Here is a 14,791-nt window from a genome sequence, read left to right as displayed (position 1 = left end):
ATGGTGAGCCGCTCAGCGGCGCGCAAGTGACGGCTCTGTTTGGTGGCGCAGGATATGATGTGACGTTGGCCGACAGCGAGTCGGTGGACGTGGTGATCACGCCAAAAGACGACTCGGTGATTGAAGGGCTAGAGAGTGTGATCGGTCAAATCACCGCGAAGACCGACGCCCACGTGACGGGCAGCGGCCAAGCGAGCGCGGTGATAGTAGACAACGACTTTGCTCCAACAGCTTCAAACTCTCACGTTGTAGGTTCCGAGGATAACAACTACAAATTTAAATGGTCTGATTTTAACGTTAGCGATCAAGATTCAACTGAGTTGTCGGTGGTGATTACCAGTCAACCGGCATCGGGCTCGCTTTATATTCTAGAAGGTTCTACCTGGGTTGCACTTACAACATCTGTTATTGATAACGGTTATGAAGTCACTCAAGTAGCGATCGATGCAGGTAAATTAGTGTTCGTTCCGGTAGCTGATGAGTCTAGTTCTTCACTTGCGGACGAAATCGGAGACCCACTTGGAAACCATCAAGGCGATTACGCAGAATTTACTTATTATGGAACTGATGGCGTCAATAACAGTAATTCGTCAACTATGTCTGTTGATATTGCAGCCGTTGCAGATAAGCCAAATTTATTGGTTAATAGTGATAATGTTCAGGCTGCAATCGATTTTGAAGACGCCAAATTTTCAAATGATTGGGGTGGCGTTAAAATAGATAAAATTGATGGTTTTGGCACCATCGGGGAATGGCACAGTAGCAATGGTGACCGTATCGAAGTTGGTAAAGAGTCGACATATCGATCTGGTGGTGACTCCACGAATACAGTTCTTGAGATTGAATATAATAATGTTAATGATGTCGTTTATACTGATATTAATGTGGAGCAAGGGCAATATTATTCGTTTAGTTTTGATATCAGTGGTCGAAACAACTCAATTTCAAATGGTAACTCTGATCTAAATGTTATTTGGGTCAATAGAGATACAGGCAAGGAAACAATTCTGTATGAATTCAGGCCTACTGATGAAGAGTGGTTAAGAGACCAAACAGTTGTACTGCCGTCTGATGTCGGAGGAAATCATAGTTTATTGCTTGTTTCGGCAGATACGCGAACCAAGAGTAGTGTAGGAGCAATACTAGACAACTTAGAGATTATTAAAGCCGATTCTCTAGGTTATGAAGACAGTGCTATTGATTTGCCAGAATTTGGTGCGAGTCTTAATGATACTGATACATCGGAAACTTTATCTGTATCAATTTCTGGTTTACCTGTTGGTACACAAATCAGTGATGGTAATACAACAATAACGGTTGGTTTAGTAAACCCTGTCGATGTTTCAGCACTTGATCTTTCAAAATTGTCTGTAGTTATTGATGAACCAGGCGTATATAACTATTCCATAATAGCAACTGCAACTGAGTCAAGTAATAACGATACAGCAACAAATCAAGCAGACTTGGTTGTAACTGTTCTAGAGCGCCCACAAGCTCCTATTATTGGTGATGCAGATGTTAGGCTTTCAGAAGAAGGACTAACTCAAGGATTGCTGGACAGTACGGGTTTGCCTAATGGTACAGACACTACCGATGTTACATCTGTTTCTGGTAGTTTAACTTTGAATGATCAGAACCATGATCCTTTAACGGTATCATTCTCTACGCCTATCGATTCATTATTCGTTGGAGACGAAGAGGTATCTTGGGTATTGAGTGGAGATAAGCAGACAATAACTGGGACCGTCGACCATGATGGAGACTCAAGTACTGCTGAGGTTTCTGTTGTTACGGCAACTATTGATGATAATGGGCATTACACTGTCGAGTTGAACTCAGCTATTAAGCATAGTAATACCGCTGGTGAAGATGTTGAGTCATTTGATATTCCCGTTGTTGTTTCGGATGGCCATTTATCCGGAAGTGGAACTATTTCGGTCCATGTTGAAGATGACAGCCCAGTAGCACATACAGTCGTACACGATCTTCAACCTACAGTGAAGGATGGTGCGAATGTCCAATTGATCTTAGATATATCTGGCTCAATGAAATGGGATGCGGAGACTGGGGAAAAGGATATCACAAGTGTTTCTCGCTTAAGTGTTATGCAAGATGCAGCAAAACAGCTCCTCAATGAATACCAGTCACTAGGTGATACGAAAGTTCAGATAGTGACGTTCACCTCTTCTTCTGATGCTCAAAATGCGGCCAGTGGCTCAAGTTGGATGACAGTTGAAGAAGCGATTAAACTGGTCAATGATCTCAAAGCCGGGGGCGGAACTCATTATGATAATGCTATCGATGCTGCTATGGGGCACTGGGATGATGCAGGCAAAGTCGATGGTTCTCCTTCTAATTTGGCTTATTTCCTTTCGGATGGCGCATCTAATTCAGATGGCATCATTGATGAAACTGAACAGGGGGTGTGGGAAAGTTATTTGGCCGCGCGCGATATTACTGCGCTTGCTTATGGAATGGGCGAATCAGTTCCAGTTGAGCACCTTAATGATATTGCATACAACGGCGCCAATAATAGTCAAATTGAGGCTGTAGTAGTACCTGATATCACGCAGTTACCACCAGTTATCCTTCAATCAGTGATTGACCCTATCACGGGTTCTATTGCTTCTAGTAATAGTTCTGGTGTATTGAATGGATTTGGTGCTGATGGCGGGCATGTTGAGAGCATTGAAATTGACGGTGTTACCTATCAATTCGATGGCACACGTTTAACATCTCCATCTGATGACGTGTCAACGAAACACTCATTTAACAGTGACACACATATACTCTCTGTCTTTATTAATAAATCCCACTCTATGGCTATTGATTTAGATACAGGGGGATACCAATTCTTCGGTGCAACAGTAACGACAGATACTTCGTTAAATTTCGAATATACACTTGTGGATAATGATGGTGATACTAGTACCAGTTCGCTACAGTTCAATATTGGAGTGAGTGTTGTACCAGATGTCAAATCCGAAGGGGATGTTGTCGATCACTTAAGACTGAATCATTTTGGTACTTCTGATGAGGAGTTACTCTGGAGTCAAAACCCAGCAGGAAAAGACAACTTCGTTGTGGAAGATCATAGCAAAGGGTTAACTGTAGATGTAGGTGCTGCAGGAGATGATGTGTTCCTAGGTAGAGGTAATGATACTATCTACCTCGGTGAAAGCCATGGACTTGGAGACAGCAACGCAAACTCAAATGCTAATATTGCTCAAGCAAATGAGAATATGAAGTCATTTATGTCTGGTTCAGATGAGCAGAATTTGCAGAATACACCAGAAGGTGAAGATAGCGCGCTGAATAGCTCACAGTTTAGCAGTGCACATATTGATATCGGTCATGGTGGCGGTGGCGATGATACTATTTATGGGCAGGGTGGCGTTGATCTCATGTTCGGAGGCTCTGGGAATGATACTATTTACGGTGGTTCTGGGAATGATGGTCTTCGTGGTGGCACAGGTAACGACACGCTAGATGGTGGTATTGGTAACGATATTCTCATTGGTGGTACGGGTAACGACATTCTTACTGGTGGGGAAGGCGATGATATCTTCAAATGGGTTGATGACTCATTAGATGACCACGAAGATGTGATTACTGATTTCCATCGAGATACCGATCATATCGATTTATCAGAGCTGATTTCAGATACAGGAAGTTCAGACATGAACGATTTGCTATCAAAGATTGACGTTTCAACTGATGGCGATGATCTTACGCTTACTATATCGCATGGCTCAGAAACACAGACGATAGTGTTGGATGATGCAGCCAGTCAGTTCAGTGACTACAATTTGGAAGGCTCAAGCGGTAATTACTCACAGTCTGATATGCTAGCGATTCTAAAAATAATACATGTTGAATAATTAGAAAGAGAAAAGGGCCGAAAGGCCCTTTTTTGTATGAACTATTTTAGTATTTTAAAACAGACGTTTATGTTAGCTATGCCTAGATTAAAATACTAAGGAAATTGATGGTGTTACTTATAGAACCTTACAAGCAAAACCTTTCAGGTAGAAACCTTCTGGGTAAGCAGTGTCGGTAAGGTGATCTGCGGCTTGTTCAAAACGCTCTACAAATTTCACACTGCGGCCAGCATCTAATGCGGCATCAGCAATGATTTTTTGGAACAGATCTGCTCCCATCAAACCAGAGCAAGAGTAAGTCAGTAAGGTGCCACCTGGGCTTAAAATCTGCATTGCCAACATGTTGATATCTTTATAACCGTTCGCACCAGATGTTAAGTTGTTTTTGCTGGATACAAACTTTGGTGGGTCCATGATAACAACATCAAACTTTGTACCTTGGTCGCGGTACTCACGCAATAGTTTGAATACATCCGCATTCAAGAACACTGCGCGTTTTTTGGAAATATCAAATTCATTGATTTCAGCGTTGTGTTTAGCCATATCTAATGCCGGTTGAGATACGTCTGCATTGATTACACGTTTTGCTCCGCCTTTAAGTGCGTATAGTCCAAAACCACCGGTGTATGAGAAACAGTTTAAAACGTCTTTGTTTTTAACGTATTTCATTGACTCTTTACGGCTGTCACGCTGATCAAGATAGAAACCCGTTTTGTGGCCTTCAACAATGTCGACACTGATTTTGATGCCATTCTCTTCAATCACAACAGACTTAGGTGGCTCTTCGCCATGAAGAACACCCACAGTTTGCTCTAACCCCTCTTTTTTACGAACTGCAACATCAGAACGTTCATAAACATTACACTCAGGGAAGCAATGAACTAACGCTTCAACTAGAATCTGTTTGTTCAATTCAGCGCCAGCACTAAGCAGTTGGCAAACAAGAAAGTCTTGGTATTTATCAATGGTAATGCCTGGAAGGCCGTCTGATTCCGCAGCAATCAGGCGATAACCAGTAAGGCCGTCACGTTCAATAATCTCTTCACGTAGAAGTTGAGCATTTTGAATTCGTTTAATGAAAAACTCTTTATTGATCTCTTCTTTCTCAAAGCTCCAAACACGAGCTCGAATTTGCGAAGTAGGAGAGTACGCTGCTTTAGCTAGCCATTTGCCGTTCTGCGCAAATACGTCGACAGTTTGACCTGATTGAGGCTCACCTTCCACTTTGTCAATACCACGTGAGAATACCCACGGATGCTTACGTCGAAGTGATTTGTCGCGGCCTTTTGCTAGATAAATTGCAGGAGTCATTGAGATGCTCTATATATTGAATCAAAAAATGGCGTGTATTGTCGGTGATGCGGTTGGGAAAAGCAATGTCTCACCTAAAATAAGAAAAGGGCTACAAATCTTGCAGCCCTTGAAGAGGTGTTAAACAGCGAATGTAGAGTTACTTGCTATGCCTTTAAGCCTGTGAGTAATCCTTCCATTTCATCGCTTTGTTTGCGGAGTTGTTCAACATTTTTATTCGATGCAGAAATCATTTCACACACATTGTTTGATTGATTACGAATTTCCTCAACACTTGCCGCAATATTATCAGCAACAACGCCTTGCTCTTCTGCCGCTGTCGCGATTTGAACGCTACTATCAGAAATAGACTGGTTTTTGTCTGCAAGGTGGCCTATCTCTTCATTAACTTCAGCCATTAAGGATTGACCCTCATTTGCATTGTTAACCGTCACTTCCATCAGTTGAGTCAAAGATTGGCTGTTGCGCTGCAATGATTCAATCATACTTTGAATTTCGACGGTCGCTTGTTGGGTTCGACCTGCAAGCGCTCTTACTTCATCAGCAACAACTGCAAACCCGCGTCCTTGTTCACCAGCACGAGCAGCCTCGATTGCGGCATTTAACGCAAGTAAATTTGTCTGCTGGGAGATAGCATTGATGGTTGTGACAACTTCGTCAATTTGCGCAGCATTCGCGTCCAATTCTTCAACCGCTTGAGAAGCTGAAGTAATCTCGTTCGATAGATTCGAAATCGACTCAAGAGTCGTACTCACTTTTACCTGTCCGCCTTGGGCAACACTGCGAGCATCTTCTGTTTGTGTGCTGGAATCATGTGCAAGGTTAGCAACTTCACGGATTGTAGAGGCCATCTCTTCGGTCGCGCTCGCTAGAGAGTTCAGGTGCTCTTGCTGAGTGTTGGAAACGTCGGAACTTTGTTGTGTTGATAAATTCAAATCAGAGCTAATTTGCTGCATAAGTGCAACAGACTCTTGAATCGAAAGTACCATTTTTTGTTCGCGTTCAGCGACTTTATCAATAGCAATAGCGATCGTACTGAATTCGTCTCGTACTAAGAAAAAGTTCATGCGCTCAGTTAAATTACCACTCGCTAGAACACTTAGAGCCTTATTCATTGTAAACATAGCACCACCAATGAAGGTCATGATGTAGTAAACCGCGAGAGCTATTAGAGATAAAGCGACAAAAATGATGACTAAGTGAGTGGTTGAAAGTGAAGCCCACAACGTTAGATTGTGAGATGCGACGATGCTAAACGCCCCGTCCATTACTGACACAGAACCAACACCATTACCAATCTGAATGGTTTCTGAATTACTTAATAAATTGCTTACTTCCGCGCGAGTGAGTTCTCCAGCTTCAATTAAGTTTTTGGTTAGAATAAGTTCATCTTGAACCAGCTGATTAAGCATGGAGTCTGCTGAACTGCTGAGCACGAAAGAGAGGATCACCAGAGCAAGTGCCGGTAATAAGAAAAGGAGGTAGAATTTTTCTTGAATTTTAAGGTGTATAAGATATTTATCGATCCAGCGGAATGGAATCTCTTTCATAGTGCTATGCTCTAATTTAGATGGTAAAAACCTACAACAGAAAGTAGGTATAAAGACTCGTGAAATATAGCACTCAATTGACAAAATAGGTGTTTAGATGACTCAAAAATGTGAAAGGTTTATCGTATTTGGTGTGGTTCAAGGCGTAGGTTTTCGATATTACACATCAAGACAAGGGCTGGAATCTAATGTGACTGGGTACGCTAAAAATTTAAATGATGGTAGTGTCGAAGTCATGGTCTGTGGGCAAAGCGATAATGTTGAGATATTTGCAAAATGGCTAGCACATGGGCCTAAATCAGCAACCGTTGATTCAATCATCAGAAGTGGTCCACTAGATCGTGAGGAAGAATGCAATATAAAGGGGTTTGAAATACTGTAGAACGGTCTACAGTATTATTTAAAAATCCCGAGAGCTTATCGAAACTTGTTTTATAAGCATTTCGCTGGTTTTGGGAGCCCTGCTAATTTTGTCGCTTGCTTTGCTGGGCCTTGTTTGAACAGTTTAAAAAGATACTTACTGTTTCCTTTTTCAGGACCATGTTCTTTTTCTATCGCTTTAACCAACATACGCACTGCTGGGGATGTTTTAAACTCTTCATAAAACTTTCGAACAAATAGAATAACTTCAAGGTGAGCATCCGTTAGTTCGATGCCTTCTTCTTTAGCTAAATGTGGGATCAAATCTTCGCTCCACTGTGTGTAATCTAACAGATAACCTTGAGCGTCAGTTTCGATAGTTTTGCCGTTGAATTCAAGCATGGTAATTCCACTAATTTTTAACAGGTATTTAAATAGTTATCAGATAGGGTAGCGCAGCCGAGGTCAACTTCTCAAGCACATCTTTCTGTTGGTACAAAAAAGCCCAAGGTTTTGGCCTTGGGCTTACTCATATCAATTTAGTCATTAGTCGTTGTTGGTGATACCAAGAATACTCAACAGGCTGATGAATAGGTTCAGAATATTTAGATACATAGAGATTGTTGCGTTGATGTAGTTTGTCTCTTCACCACGAACAATACGGCTAGTATCAAATAGAATGAAACCAGAGAATACCATTGCAGAGATGCTACTGATTGCCAATTGAGCCATTGTTGAACCAACAAAGATATTGATCAAACCTGCTGCAATAACAACAATAAGACCGGCAATCAAGAAGCTACGCATGAAAGAGAAATCTTTCTTAGTCGTGATTGTGTATGCAGATAAAGATAAGAAAACTAAACCTGTTAAACCAAGAGCTTGAGCGATTAGGCTAGGGCCATTTGGAATCGCAGCGTAGTGATTTAGCATTGGACCAAGAGCACCACCCATTAAAGTAGTGAATACGAAGGTCCATACAATACCTGCCGACGAATTAACTGCTTTAGGCATAACAAAAAATAGAATACCGATTGCAGCAACTTGCATTACTAGCGCCATCATTGATGACATTTGCATCGCCATAGTCGCAACGGCAGCAATAGCGCTTGTGATTAGCGTCATTGATAGTAGGAAATAAGTATTTTTAAGTACTTTGTTTGTTTCTAATGTGCTCTCTACGCTTGATGAGCGAGATACCATTGGGCTATTCATAATCTTCCTCGATAGAGTGACTTAATATTTATATGAACAGTTATGGGGCTGAAAGTTCAAAAAATCAAGTCTTTTTAGTGTTGTTCTTAAATAAAATAATAATAAAAATAAAAGCTTAAGTGTTAGCTAAGATGTAACATCATATTTCATCCATTATAAGTCTATGAGCTTATGAGGAAAATAAAAGAGAGGCACTTAGCATGCCTCCCTTAAGTTTTATCGCCTGCAACAGGTTTAGTGGTGCAATATTTGACTTAAGAAATTTTGAGTTCGATCAGACTGTGGATTTTCGAAGAAATCGACAGGGTTATTTTCTTCAATAATTTCTCCGGCATCCATGAAGATTACTCGATCTGCCACCTCTTTCGCGAAACCCATTTCGTGAGTAACACATAGCATTGTCATACCTTCATCTGCTAGTTCAACCATAACATCCAATACTTCACGAACCATTTCAGGGTCGAGTGCAGAGGTAGGTTCATCAAAAAGCATAACTTGAGGGCTCATACAGAGAGAACGGGCAATAGCAACACGTTGCTGTTGACCACCAGAAAGTTGTCCTGGGAACTTGTCGGCTTGATCTGGGATCTTTACACGCTCTAAATACTTCATTGCAATTGCTTCTGCTTCCTTTTTAGGCATTTTCTTAACCCAAATAGGCGCAAGAGTGCAATTTTCAAGTACCGTTAAGTGTGGGAATAAATTGAAGTGCTGGAAGCACATACCAACTTCTTTTCGTACGGCTTCGATATTTTTTAAATCTTCAGTTAATTCATTACCTGATACAAAAATATGCCCTTTTTGATGCTCTTCAAGTCGGTTAATACAACGAATCATCGTTGATTTACCAGAGCCAGAAGGGCCACAGATAACGATTTTTTCGCCTTTACGAACTTCAAGATTAATATTCTTTAGTACGTGAAATTCGCCATACCACTTGTTCATATCCTTGAGTTCAATCATCAACTCTTGACTATCATTTGTATTCGATTGTTGCTGCGTCATAATACGTCCTTGATCTTTTTAATTATCGTTTGTGGCCGGTGTGAAGTTTGTTTTCAAGCCATATCGAATATCTCGACATGCTAAAACAGAACACCCAGAACACTAACGCGACAAATACATAACTTTCGGTTGAAAACCCTAACCATTCAGGGTCAGTGTTTGCGGCTTGACCAATACCAAGTACATCAAACATACCGATGATGAGTACGAGACTGGTATCTTTAAACAAGCCAATAAAGGTATTTACAATAGATGGAATAGTGATTTTAAGCGCCTGTGGGAGAATAATTAACCCCGTTTTTTTCCAGTAACTTAAACCTAATGCATCTGCGGCTTCATATTGGCCTTTTGGAATGGCTTGTAGACCACCACGAATTACTTCCGCCATATAGGCTGCACTGAATAGAACCACCCCGATTAATGCTCGAATCAACTTGTCTGTTTCAGAACCTTCAGATAAAAATAGTGGCAGCATTACTGAAGCCATAAACAGCACTGTAATTAACGGAACGCCACGCCATACTTCGATGTAGATGGTACACATGCTTCGTATAATTGGCATCTCAGAACGACGGCCCAGTGCCAAAGCAACACCGATAGGCAAGGAAACCACAATGCCCACTAGAGCAATGATAAGCGTAACCAGTAAGCCTCCCCATTTGTGGGTTTCAACCACTTCAAGGCCAAACACGCCACCATAAAGTAGACCAGCAACAACGAATGGGTATATGTTAACGAAAACTAACCAGATCCAAAGTCGTTTTGGCGTTTTCTCGTAGGCGAGTAGGCCAACGAAAATAGCTAGCGTTGCATAGAAAAGTTGAGGTCGCCACAGTTCAGCTTCTGGGTAGAAACCGAACATAAATTGATCCCAACGAACGCTGATAAACACCCAACATGCGCCATCACTGGTACAGGCATCTCTTGTGCTTCCAAGCCAATCGGCATTGAGAATTGCCCAGTCAAATATTGCCCAAAATAAAGAGAATCCTAAATAGGCTAAAACAATAGTCACTACTGAGTTAACAGGGCTATTAAAAAGATTTTTTCGAAGCCAACCTACCGCACCGACAGTGTTTGCAGGTGGTGGAAGGCTTGGTTGAAATTCATGTATGCTCATCTTATCTCTCCACCAACGCAACTTTGCGGTTATAGATATTCATCAAGGCAGATGTCAAAATACTCAATGTGAGATAAACACCCATTGTCATTGCAATGATTTCAATCGCTTGCCCAGTTTGGTTGAGGGTTGTCCCTGCAAAAACCGAAACTAAATCTGGATAACCAATCGCCATCGCTAGGGATGAGTTTTTGGTTAAATTCAAATATTGACTGGTCAATGGTGGAATGATGATCCTCAGAGCTTGCGGAATAACAACTAACTTTAAGGTTCGAGAACGAGGTAAACCTAATGACATGGCAGCTTCAGTTTGCCCATGGCTAACAGCGTTAATCCCTGATCGTACAATTTCGGCAATAAACGAAGCGGTATAGATACTTAGTGCGAGCATTAAGGCCGCAAGTTCAGGAATAATGCTGATACCACCACGGAAATTGAACCCTTTTAATTCAGGATATTCAGCCGTGATAGGTTGTCCCATAACAAAAAATATGATCGTCGGAATGACAATACATAAACCAAAAGCGATGCGTAATAACGGCGTTTGTTGACCCGTTAGTTTTTGCTTGTTTTTGGCCCAAATGCTAATGAATAATGTCGCAATGATGCCGGCGATAAAAGCAGCGATTACAAAAGCACTACCTTGTTCAAAAACAGGAGCGGGGAAATATAAACCACGAACATTAAGGAATATTGCTTCACCTAAACTCATACTTTGACGAGCAGATGGTAGCGCTTGAAGTACAGCAAAGTACCAAAAGAATATTTGCAATAGAAGTGGAATATTACGGAAAATTTCAATGTAAATTGCTGCGAAACGGCTAACCAACCAGTTATTAGATAGTCGAGCAATCCCGACAGAAAAACCGATGGCTGTCGCTAGGATAATACCAAGAACTGAAACTAAAGCCGTGTTCAAGAGGCCGATAACAAATGTTCTTCCATAAGAAAATGTTTCATCGTACTCAACAAGTGTTAAGCCAATACCAAATCCAGCTTCTTCAGATAAGAAACCAAAGCCAGTCGCGATACCTCTAGCATCAAGATTGGTTAAAGCATTATTTACTATGGTGTATCCGAAAAAGAGCAGTGCAGCAACCGCGAGTATTTGGAAGATGACTGAGCGAAAGGTGGGGTTATAAAATAGGTTTGCACTCTTAGCAGTTGGTTTTGCCTGCATACTTGGTACATTATTATTAGGTTTCATACAACATTAACCTCAAATCCATTTAGGAAAGGGCGGCATCCCACCGCCCTTCAATAACATATCCAAACTGAATTAGCGGATAGGTGGAGCGTACATGAAGCCACCAGCATTCCATAGGGCGTTTACGCCACGTGAAATAGCTAGAGGAGAACCTGTACCAACGGTGCGTTCAAAGCTTTCACCATAGTTACCCACTTGCTTGATTACTTGGTATCCCCAATCATCACGAATGCCAAGACCTTTACCTTTAGGACCATCAACACCAAGAATACGTTTGATGTTTGGATCTTTAGATTTCAGCATTTGGTCTGCGTTTTTAGACGAAATACCATACTCTTCGGCATTAATCATTGCAGAGAGTGTCCATTTTGCCACGTTAAACCATTTGTCATCATCTTGACGAACAACAGGTCCAAGAGGCTCTTTAGAGATGATTTCAGGTAAAACTTGCGCTGAACTTGGATCTTTAAGGTTCAAGCGAAGGGCGTAAAGACCTGATTGGTCTGTCGTAAGTACATCACAACGACCGGCATCAAAACCTTTAGATGTTTGCGCGGCCGTATCAAATACAACCGGTTTGTATGACATTCCGCTGTTACGGAAATAATCGGCTAGGTTAAGTTCTGTAGTGGTACCAGATTGAACACATACAGAAGCACCATCCAGTTCTTTAGCACTGGTTAAGCCAAGATCTTTTTTGACCATGAAACCTTGACCATCGTAGTAGTTTACGCCAACGAAGTTTAAACCAAGAGCTGTATCACGGTGAAGAGTCCATGTGGTGTTACGCGACAATACATCGATTTCACCAGACTGGAGAGCGGTGAAGCGTTCTTTTGCCGTTAAAGGAACATACTTAACTTTTGTTTTATCGCCAAGAACAGCAGCTGCCAGTGCTTGACAATATTCAACATCGATTCCTTCCCATTCACCTTTTGAGTTTGGGTTAGAGAACCCTGGAAGACCAGTACTTACACCACAAGTTAGGTAACCTTGTGATTTAACTTTTTCCAGAGTGCTATCTGCTGCTGATGCTGATGTTGCCATCATGGCAGAAGAAGCAGCGACGACTGTAGCAAGAAGAGTGAGTTTATTTGTCATTTGTATCCATCCTGTATGATCCATGTTAAACCAGGTAATACCTGATACAACTTACTTATCATGATTACGTTATATCCTTTACGATTGATTTCGGCTTTTTGAGCACGATTGAAAATCAATCACTTATAAGCGTAGGTAAGGATTTATGTTTTCTCAAACATTTAATTTAAAAAGATTTTTGAGAGAAATCACAAAACCGAACAGATGTTAGGATGACTAAATGTTAACTGAATGTAAATAGTGCAACTGAGCACATCATTAGTGCATTAGAATAATTGTACTCATATTGAATGTTTAAATGGTGTTACAGGTTATTTGACAGTCGTATACTAGTGAGACAATCTAAGAACTAATGAAAATTTAGTCTTAAATAGTTTATTAAGAGACAATGGGCTGCTCAGAATGCACTGTTTTTGGTAGCATAAGTGAATAGTTATTTAGAAAGCTTAGGAGTAGCAATGCGATATTTTCCACTATTTTTGGATGTAGTTAACAAACCTGTTTTGGTTGTGGGTGGGGGAGAGGTTGCATGCAGAAAAGTCGATTCACTTTTAAGGGCAGGAGCATCGGTTACTGTCGTATCACCCAAGTTAGAGCCTTACTTGAGGTCCCTTGTGGATGCAGAGCGTTGTTCATGGATTCAAAATTTTTATTCCAGTGAAATTATGACCAAGCAGTATATACAAGTATGGGCAACAACCGATAATCCATCCTTAAATCATCAGGTTCATAAAGATGCAAAAAAAATGGGTATTCTTGTAAACGTGGTTGACGATTTACCCTTCTGCGATTTCATTACTCCGTCTATGGTGAACCGTGGGCGAATCCAAATTGCGATATCGAGTGGTGGCGCTTCTCCAATTTTAGTGAGAAACATTCGTGAAAAATTAGAATCAGTACTGCCACAGAATTTATCTCTACTCGCAGAGTTTGGCGCATCAAAACGTAATTCTATTAAGAAAGAGTTTCCTAGTGTGACAGAAAGACGAAAATTCTGGGAAGCGTTTTTATCTGACTCTCGCGTTGAATCATCAGTGAGCAGAGAACAGCTAGAATCACTATACCAAATCGCTATTAAGCAAGAATTAGACAGAGCAGGTAGCTGCACATGGATAGAGTTTGGTGATGATGTAGAGCTTTTGACGATAAAAGCGTTGCGACTAATGCAACAAGCGGAACTGATTCTATACCCTAAAGCGTGTCCCTATGATTTTATTGATTTATCACGGAGAGATGCTGAACGCGAGGAATATGCAACTGCTGCTGATTTGTCCGAGAGAATAGCCAAAGCGAAACAAGACAACTTGCGAATCTGCGTTTTTGTACCGAAGAAGAACGAGTGTTCATTGCTAATTGGAAGTGATAGCTTGCTCTCTTTGGGCCGATGTTGACCGTAAACCAGTTTTGAAGTCACTTTTACTTAAGTGTTGCTTACGTGGAATAGAAAAACAAAGAGGGAGGCACAATCAAGTGCCTCCCTCTTTGTTTATAACCAGTACCAAGTTCTTTTTCTAAAGGCTAGCTGCCTAGTTATTACAAACCACCATTACAAAAGTAATTAGTCGCGGAAGTTGTCAAACTGGAACGGTTGGCCGAAATCACCACCGCGAACCAGAGCCATAACTTCTTGTAGATCGTCACGTTTTTTACCTGTTACGCGCATCTTCTCGCCCTGAATAGCAACTTGAACTTTGATTTTTGCATCTTTTACGGCTTTGATTATTTTCTTAGCAATATCAGTTTCAACACCTTGTTTGAAAATGACATCTTGGTGCCAGTTTTTGCCCGTTTGGTCCGCTTTTTTTGCTTCCATCGCTTTAGCATCCACACCGCGCTTGGTTAGGTTGCTGCGTAGAATGTCGCGCATCTGCTTAAGTTGGAAGTCATCTTGCGAAGAAAGGGTAACGACATCGCTCTTATATTCGAATGACGCCTCTACATTTCTAAAATCAAAACGAGTAGCAAGTTCACGGTTTGCGTTATCAACAGCGTTACGAAGTTCTGTGCTTTCAACTTCAGAAATAATATCAAAAGAAGGCAT

At 41.2% G+C, this 14,791-nt stretch carries 12 protein-coding genes; 3 read left to right on the top strand and 9 right to left on the bottom strand.

Features of this window, described 5'->3' with window-relative positions:
- A partial coding sequence (locus L4C39_RS18320; protein WP_429747337.1) for a M10 family metallopeptidase C-terminal domain-containing protein occupies nucleotides 1-3,881 on the top strand: 3,881 nt, incomplete at its 5' end.
- 117 nt (nucleotides 3,882-3,998) lie between these two features.
- Here the strand turns inward: L4C39_RS18320 and L4C39_RS18315 are convergent.
- Both L4C39_RS18315 and L4C39_RS18310 read right to left on the bottom strand, forming a co-directional pair.
- The gene (locus L4C39_RS18315; protein ID WP_429747335.1) at nucleotides 3,999-5,192 is read right to left on the bottom strand and encodes a class I SAM-dependent methyltransferase; all 1,194 of its coding nucleotides are present in this window, start codon (nucleotides 5,190-5,192) and stop codon (nucleotides 3,999-4,001) included.
- A 146-nt stretch (nucleotides 5,193-5,338) separates the two neighbouring features.
- Nucleotides 5,339-6,742: a methyl-accepting chemotaxis protein gene (locus L4C39_RS18310; RefSeq protein ID WP_429747332.1), complete on the bottom strand. Its 1,404-nt coding sequence runs from the start codon at nucleotides 6,740-6,742 to the stop codon at nucleotides 5,339-5,341.
- Between the two features lie 97 nt (nucleotides 6,743-6,839).
- Between L4C39_RS18310 and yccX the strand changes: the two genes are divergently transcribed.
- Complete coding sequence (gene yccX / locus L4C39_RS18305) at nucleotides 6,840-7,124, top strand: acylphosphatase (protein ID WP_171757536.1); 285 nt, start codon at nucleotides 6,840-6,842, stop codon at nucleotides 7,122-7,124.
- Nucleotides 7,125-7,174: 50 nt separating this feature from the next.
- On the opposite strand, the gene L4C39_RS18300 is transcribed toward yccX, so the two are convergent.
- The 6 genes from L4C39_RS18300 to L4C39_RS18275 all read right to left on the bottom strand — a co-directional run bounded on the left by L4C39_RS18300 (nucleotide 7,175) and on the right by L4C39_RS18275 (nucleotide 12,750).
- Nucleotides 7,175-7,504 carry a TusE/DsrC/DsvC family sulfur relay protein gene (locus tag L4C39_RS18300; protein WP_017053325.1) on the bottom strand — a complete coding sequence of 110 codons (330 nt, stop codon included), beginning with the start codon at nucleotides 7,502-7,504 and terminating at the stop codon, nucleotides 7,175-7,177.
- A 144-nt stretch (nucleotides 7,505-7,648) separates the two neighbouring features.
- Nucleotides 7,649-8,317 carry a Bax inhibitor-1/YccA family protein gene (locus L4C39_RS18295; RefSeq protein ID WP_017053326.1) on the bottom strand — a complete coding sequence of 223 codons (669 nt, stop codon included), beginning with the start codon at nucleotides 8,315-8,317 and terminating at the stop codon, nucleotides 7,649-7,651.
- Between the two features lie 234 nt (nucleotides 8,318-8,551).
- Nucleotides 8,552-9,322 carry an amino acid ABC transporter ATP-binding protein gene (locus tag L4C39_RS18290; protein ID WP_113796625.1) on the bottom strand — a complete coding sequence of 257 codons (771 nt, stop codon included), beginning with the start codon at nucleotides 9,320-9,322 and terminating at the stop codon, nucleotides 8,552-8,554.
- Between the two features lie 22 nt (nucleotides 9,323-9,344).
- Nucleotides 9,345-10,442, bottom strand: a complete 1,098-nt coding sequence (locus L4C39_RS18285; RefSeq protein ID WP_171757389.1) for an amino acid ABC transporter permease — start codon at nucleotides 10,440-10,442, stop codon at nucleotides 9,345-9,347.
- Nucleotide 10,443: 1 nt separating this feature from the next.
- On the bottom strand, nucleotides 10,444-11,649 hold the full coding sequence (locus L4C39_RS18280) for an amino acid ABC transporter permease (RefSeq protein WP_113796629.1): 1,206 nt from the start codon (nucleotides 11,647-11,649) through the stop codon (nucleotides 10,444-10,446).
- Nucleotides 11,650-11,721: 72 nt separating this feature from the next.
- Nucleotides 11,722-12,750, bottom strand: a complete 1,029-nt coding sequence (locus tag L4C39_RS18275; RefSeq protein WP_017053330.1) for an amino acid ABC transporter substrate-binding protein — start codon at nucleotides 12,748-12,750, stop codon at nucleotides 11,722-11,724.
- Between the two features lie 458 nt (nucleotides 12,751-13,208).
- Between L4C39_RS18275 and L4C39_RS18270 the strand changes: the two genes are divergently transcribed.
- Nucleotides 13,209-14,141: a precorrin-2 dehydrogenase/sirohydrochlorin ferrochelatase family protein gene (locus L4C39_RS18270; protein ID WP_017053331.1), complete on the top strand. Its 933-nt coding sequence runs from the start codon at nucleotides 13,209-13,211 to the stop codon at nucleotides 14,139-14,141.
- Nucleotides 14,142-14,308: 167 nt separating this feature from the next.
- Here the strand turns inward: L4C39_RS18270 and L4C39_RS18265 are convergent, their stop codons facing one another.
- The gene (locus L4C39_RS18265; protein WP_136995998.1) at nucleotides 14,309-14,791 is read right to left on the bottom strand and encodes a YajQ family cyclic di-GMP-binding protein; all 483 of its coding nucleotides are present in this window, start codon (nucleotides 14,789-14,791) and stop codon (nucleotides 14,309-14,311) included.

Source organism: Vibrio clamense, assembly GCF_050337905.1.
Classification (GTDB): domain Bacteria; phylum Pseudomonadota; class Gammaproteobacteria; order Enterobacterales; family Vibrionaceae; genus Vibrio; species Vibrio cortegadensis.
The sequence above is the reverse complement of the archived record's forward strand: the minus strand, read 5'-3'. Positions and strand labels throughout refer to the sequence as shown.

Excerpts from the sequence above, each read along its gene's own strand:
- L4C39_RS18300 (WP_017053325.1), bottom strand. The coding sequence starts at position 7,504 with ATGCTTGAATTCAACGGCAAAACTATCGAAACTGACGCTCAAGGTTAT.
- L4C39_RS18290 (WP_113796625.1), bottom strand. The coding sequence starts at position 9,322 with ATGACGCAGCAACAATCGAATACAAATGATAGTCAAGAGTTGATGATT.
- L4C39_RS18295 (WP_017053326.1), bottom strand. The coding sequence starts at position 8,317 with ATGAATAGCCCAATGGTATCTCGCTCATCAAGCGTAGAGAGCACATTA.
- L4C39_RS18315 (WP_429747335.1), bottom strand. The coding sequence starts at position 5,192 with ATGACTCCTGCAATTTATCTAGCAAAAGGCCGCGACAAATCACTTCGA.
- L4C39_RS18285 (WP_171757389.1), bottom strand. The coding sequence starts at position 10,442 with ATGAGCATACATGAATTTCAACCAAGCCTTCCACCACCTGCAAACACT.
- L4C39_RS18310 (WP_429747332.1), bottom strand. The coding sequence starts at position 6,742 with ATGAAAGAGATTCCATTCCGCTGGATCGATAAATATCTTATACACCTT.
- yccX (WP_171757536.1), top strand. The coding sequence starts at position 6,840 with ATGACTCAAAAATGTGAAAGGTTTATCGTATTTGGTGTGGTTCAAGGC.
- L4C39_RS18265 (WP_136995998.1), bottom strand. The coding sequence starts at position 14,791 with ATGCCTTCTTTTGATATTATTTCTGAAGTTGAAAGCACAGAACTTCGT.
- L4C39_RS18270 (WP_017053331.1), top strand. The coding sequence starts at position 13,209 with ATGCGATATTTTCCACTATTTTTGGATGTAGTTAACAAACCTGTTTTG.
- L4C39_RS18275 (WP_017053330.1), bottom strand. The coding sequence starts at position 12,750 with ATGACAAATAAACTCACTCTTCTTGCTACAGTCGTCGCTGCTTCTTCT.
- L4C39_RS18280 (WP_113796629.1), bottom strand. The coding sequence starts at position 11,649 with ATGAAACCTAATAATAATGTACCAAGTATGCAGGCAAAACCAACTGCT.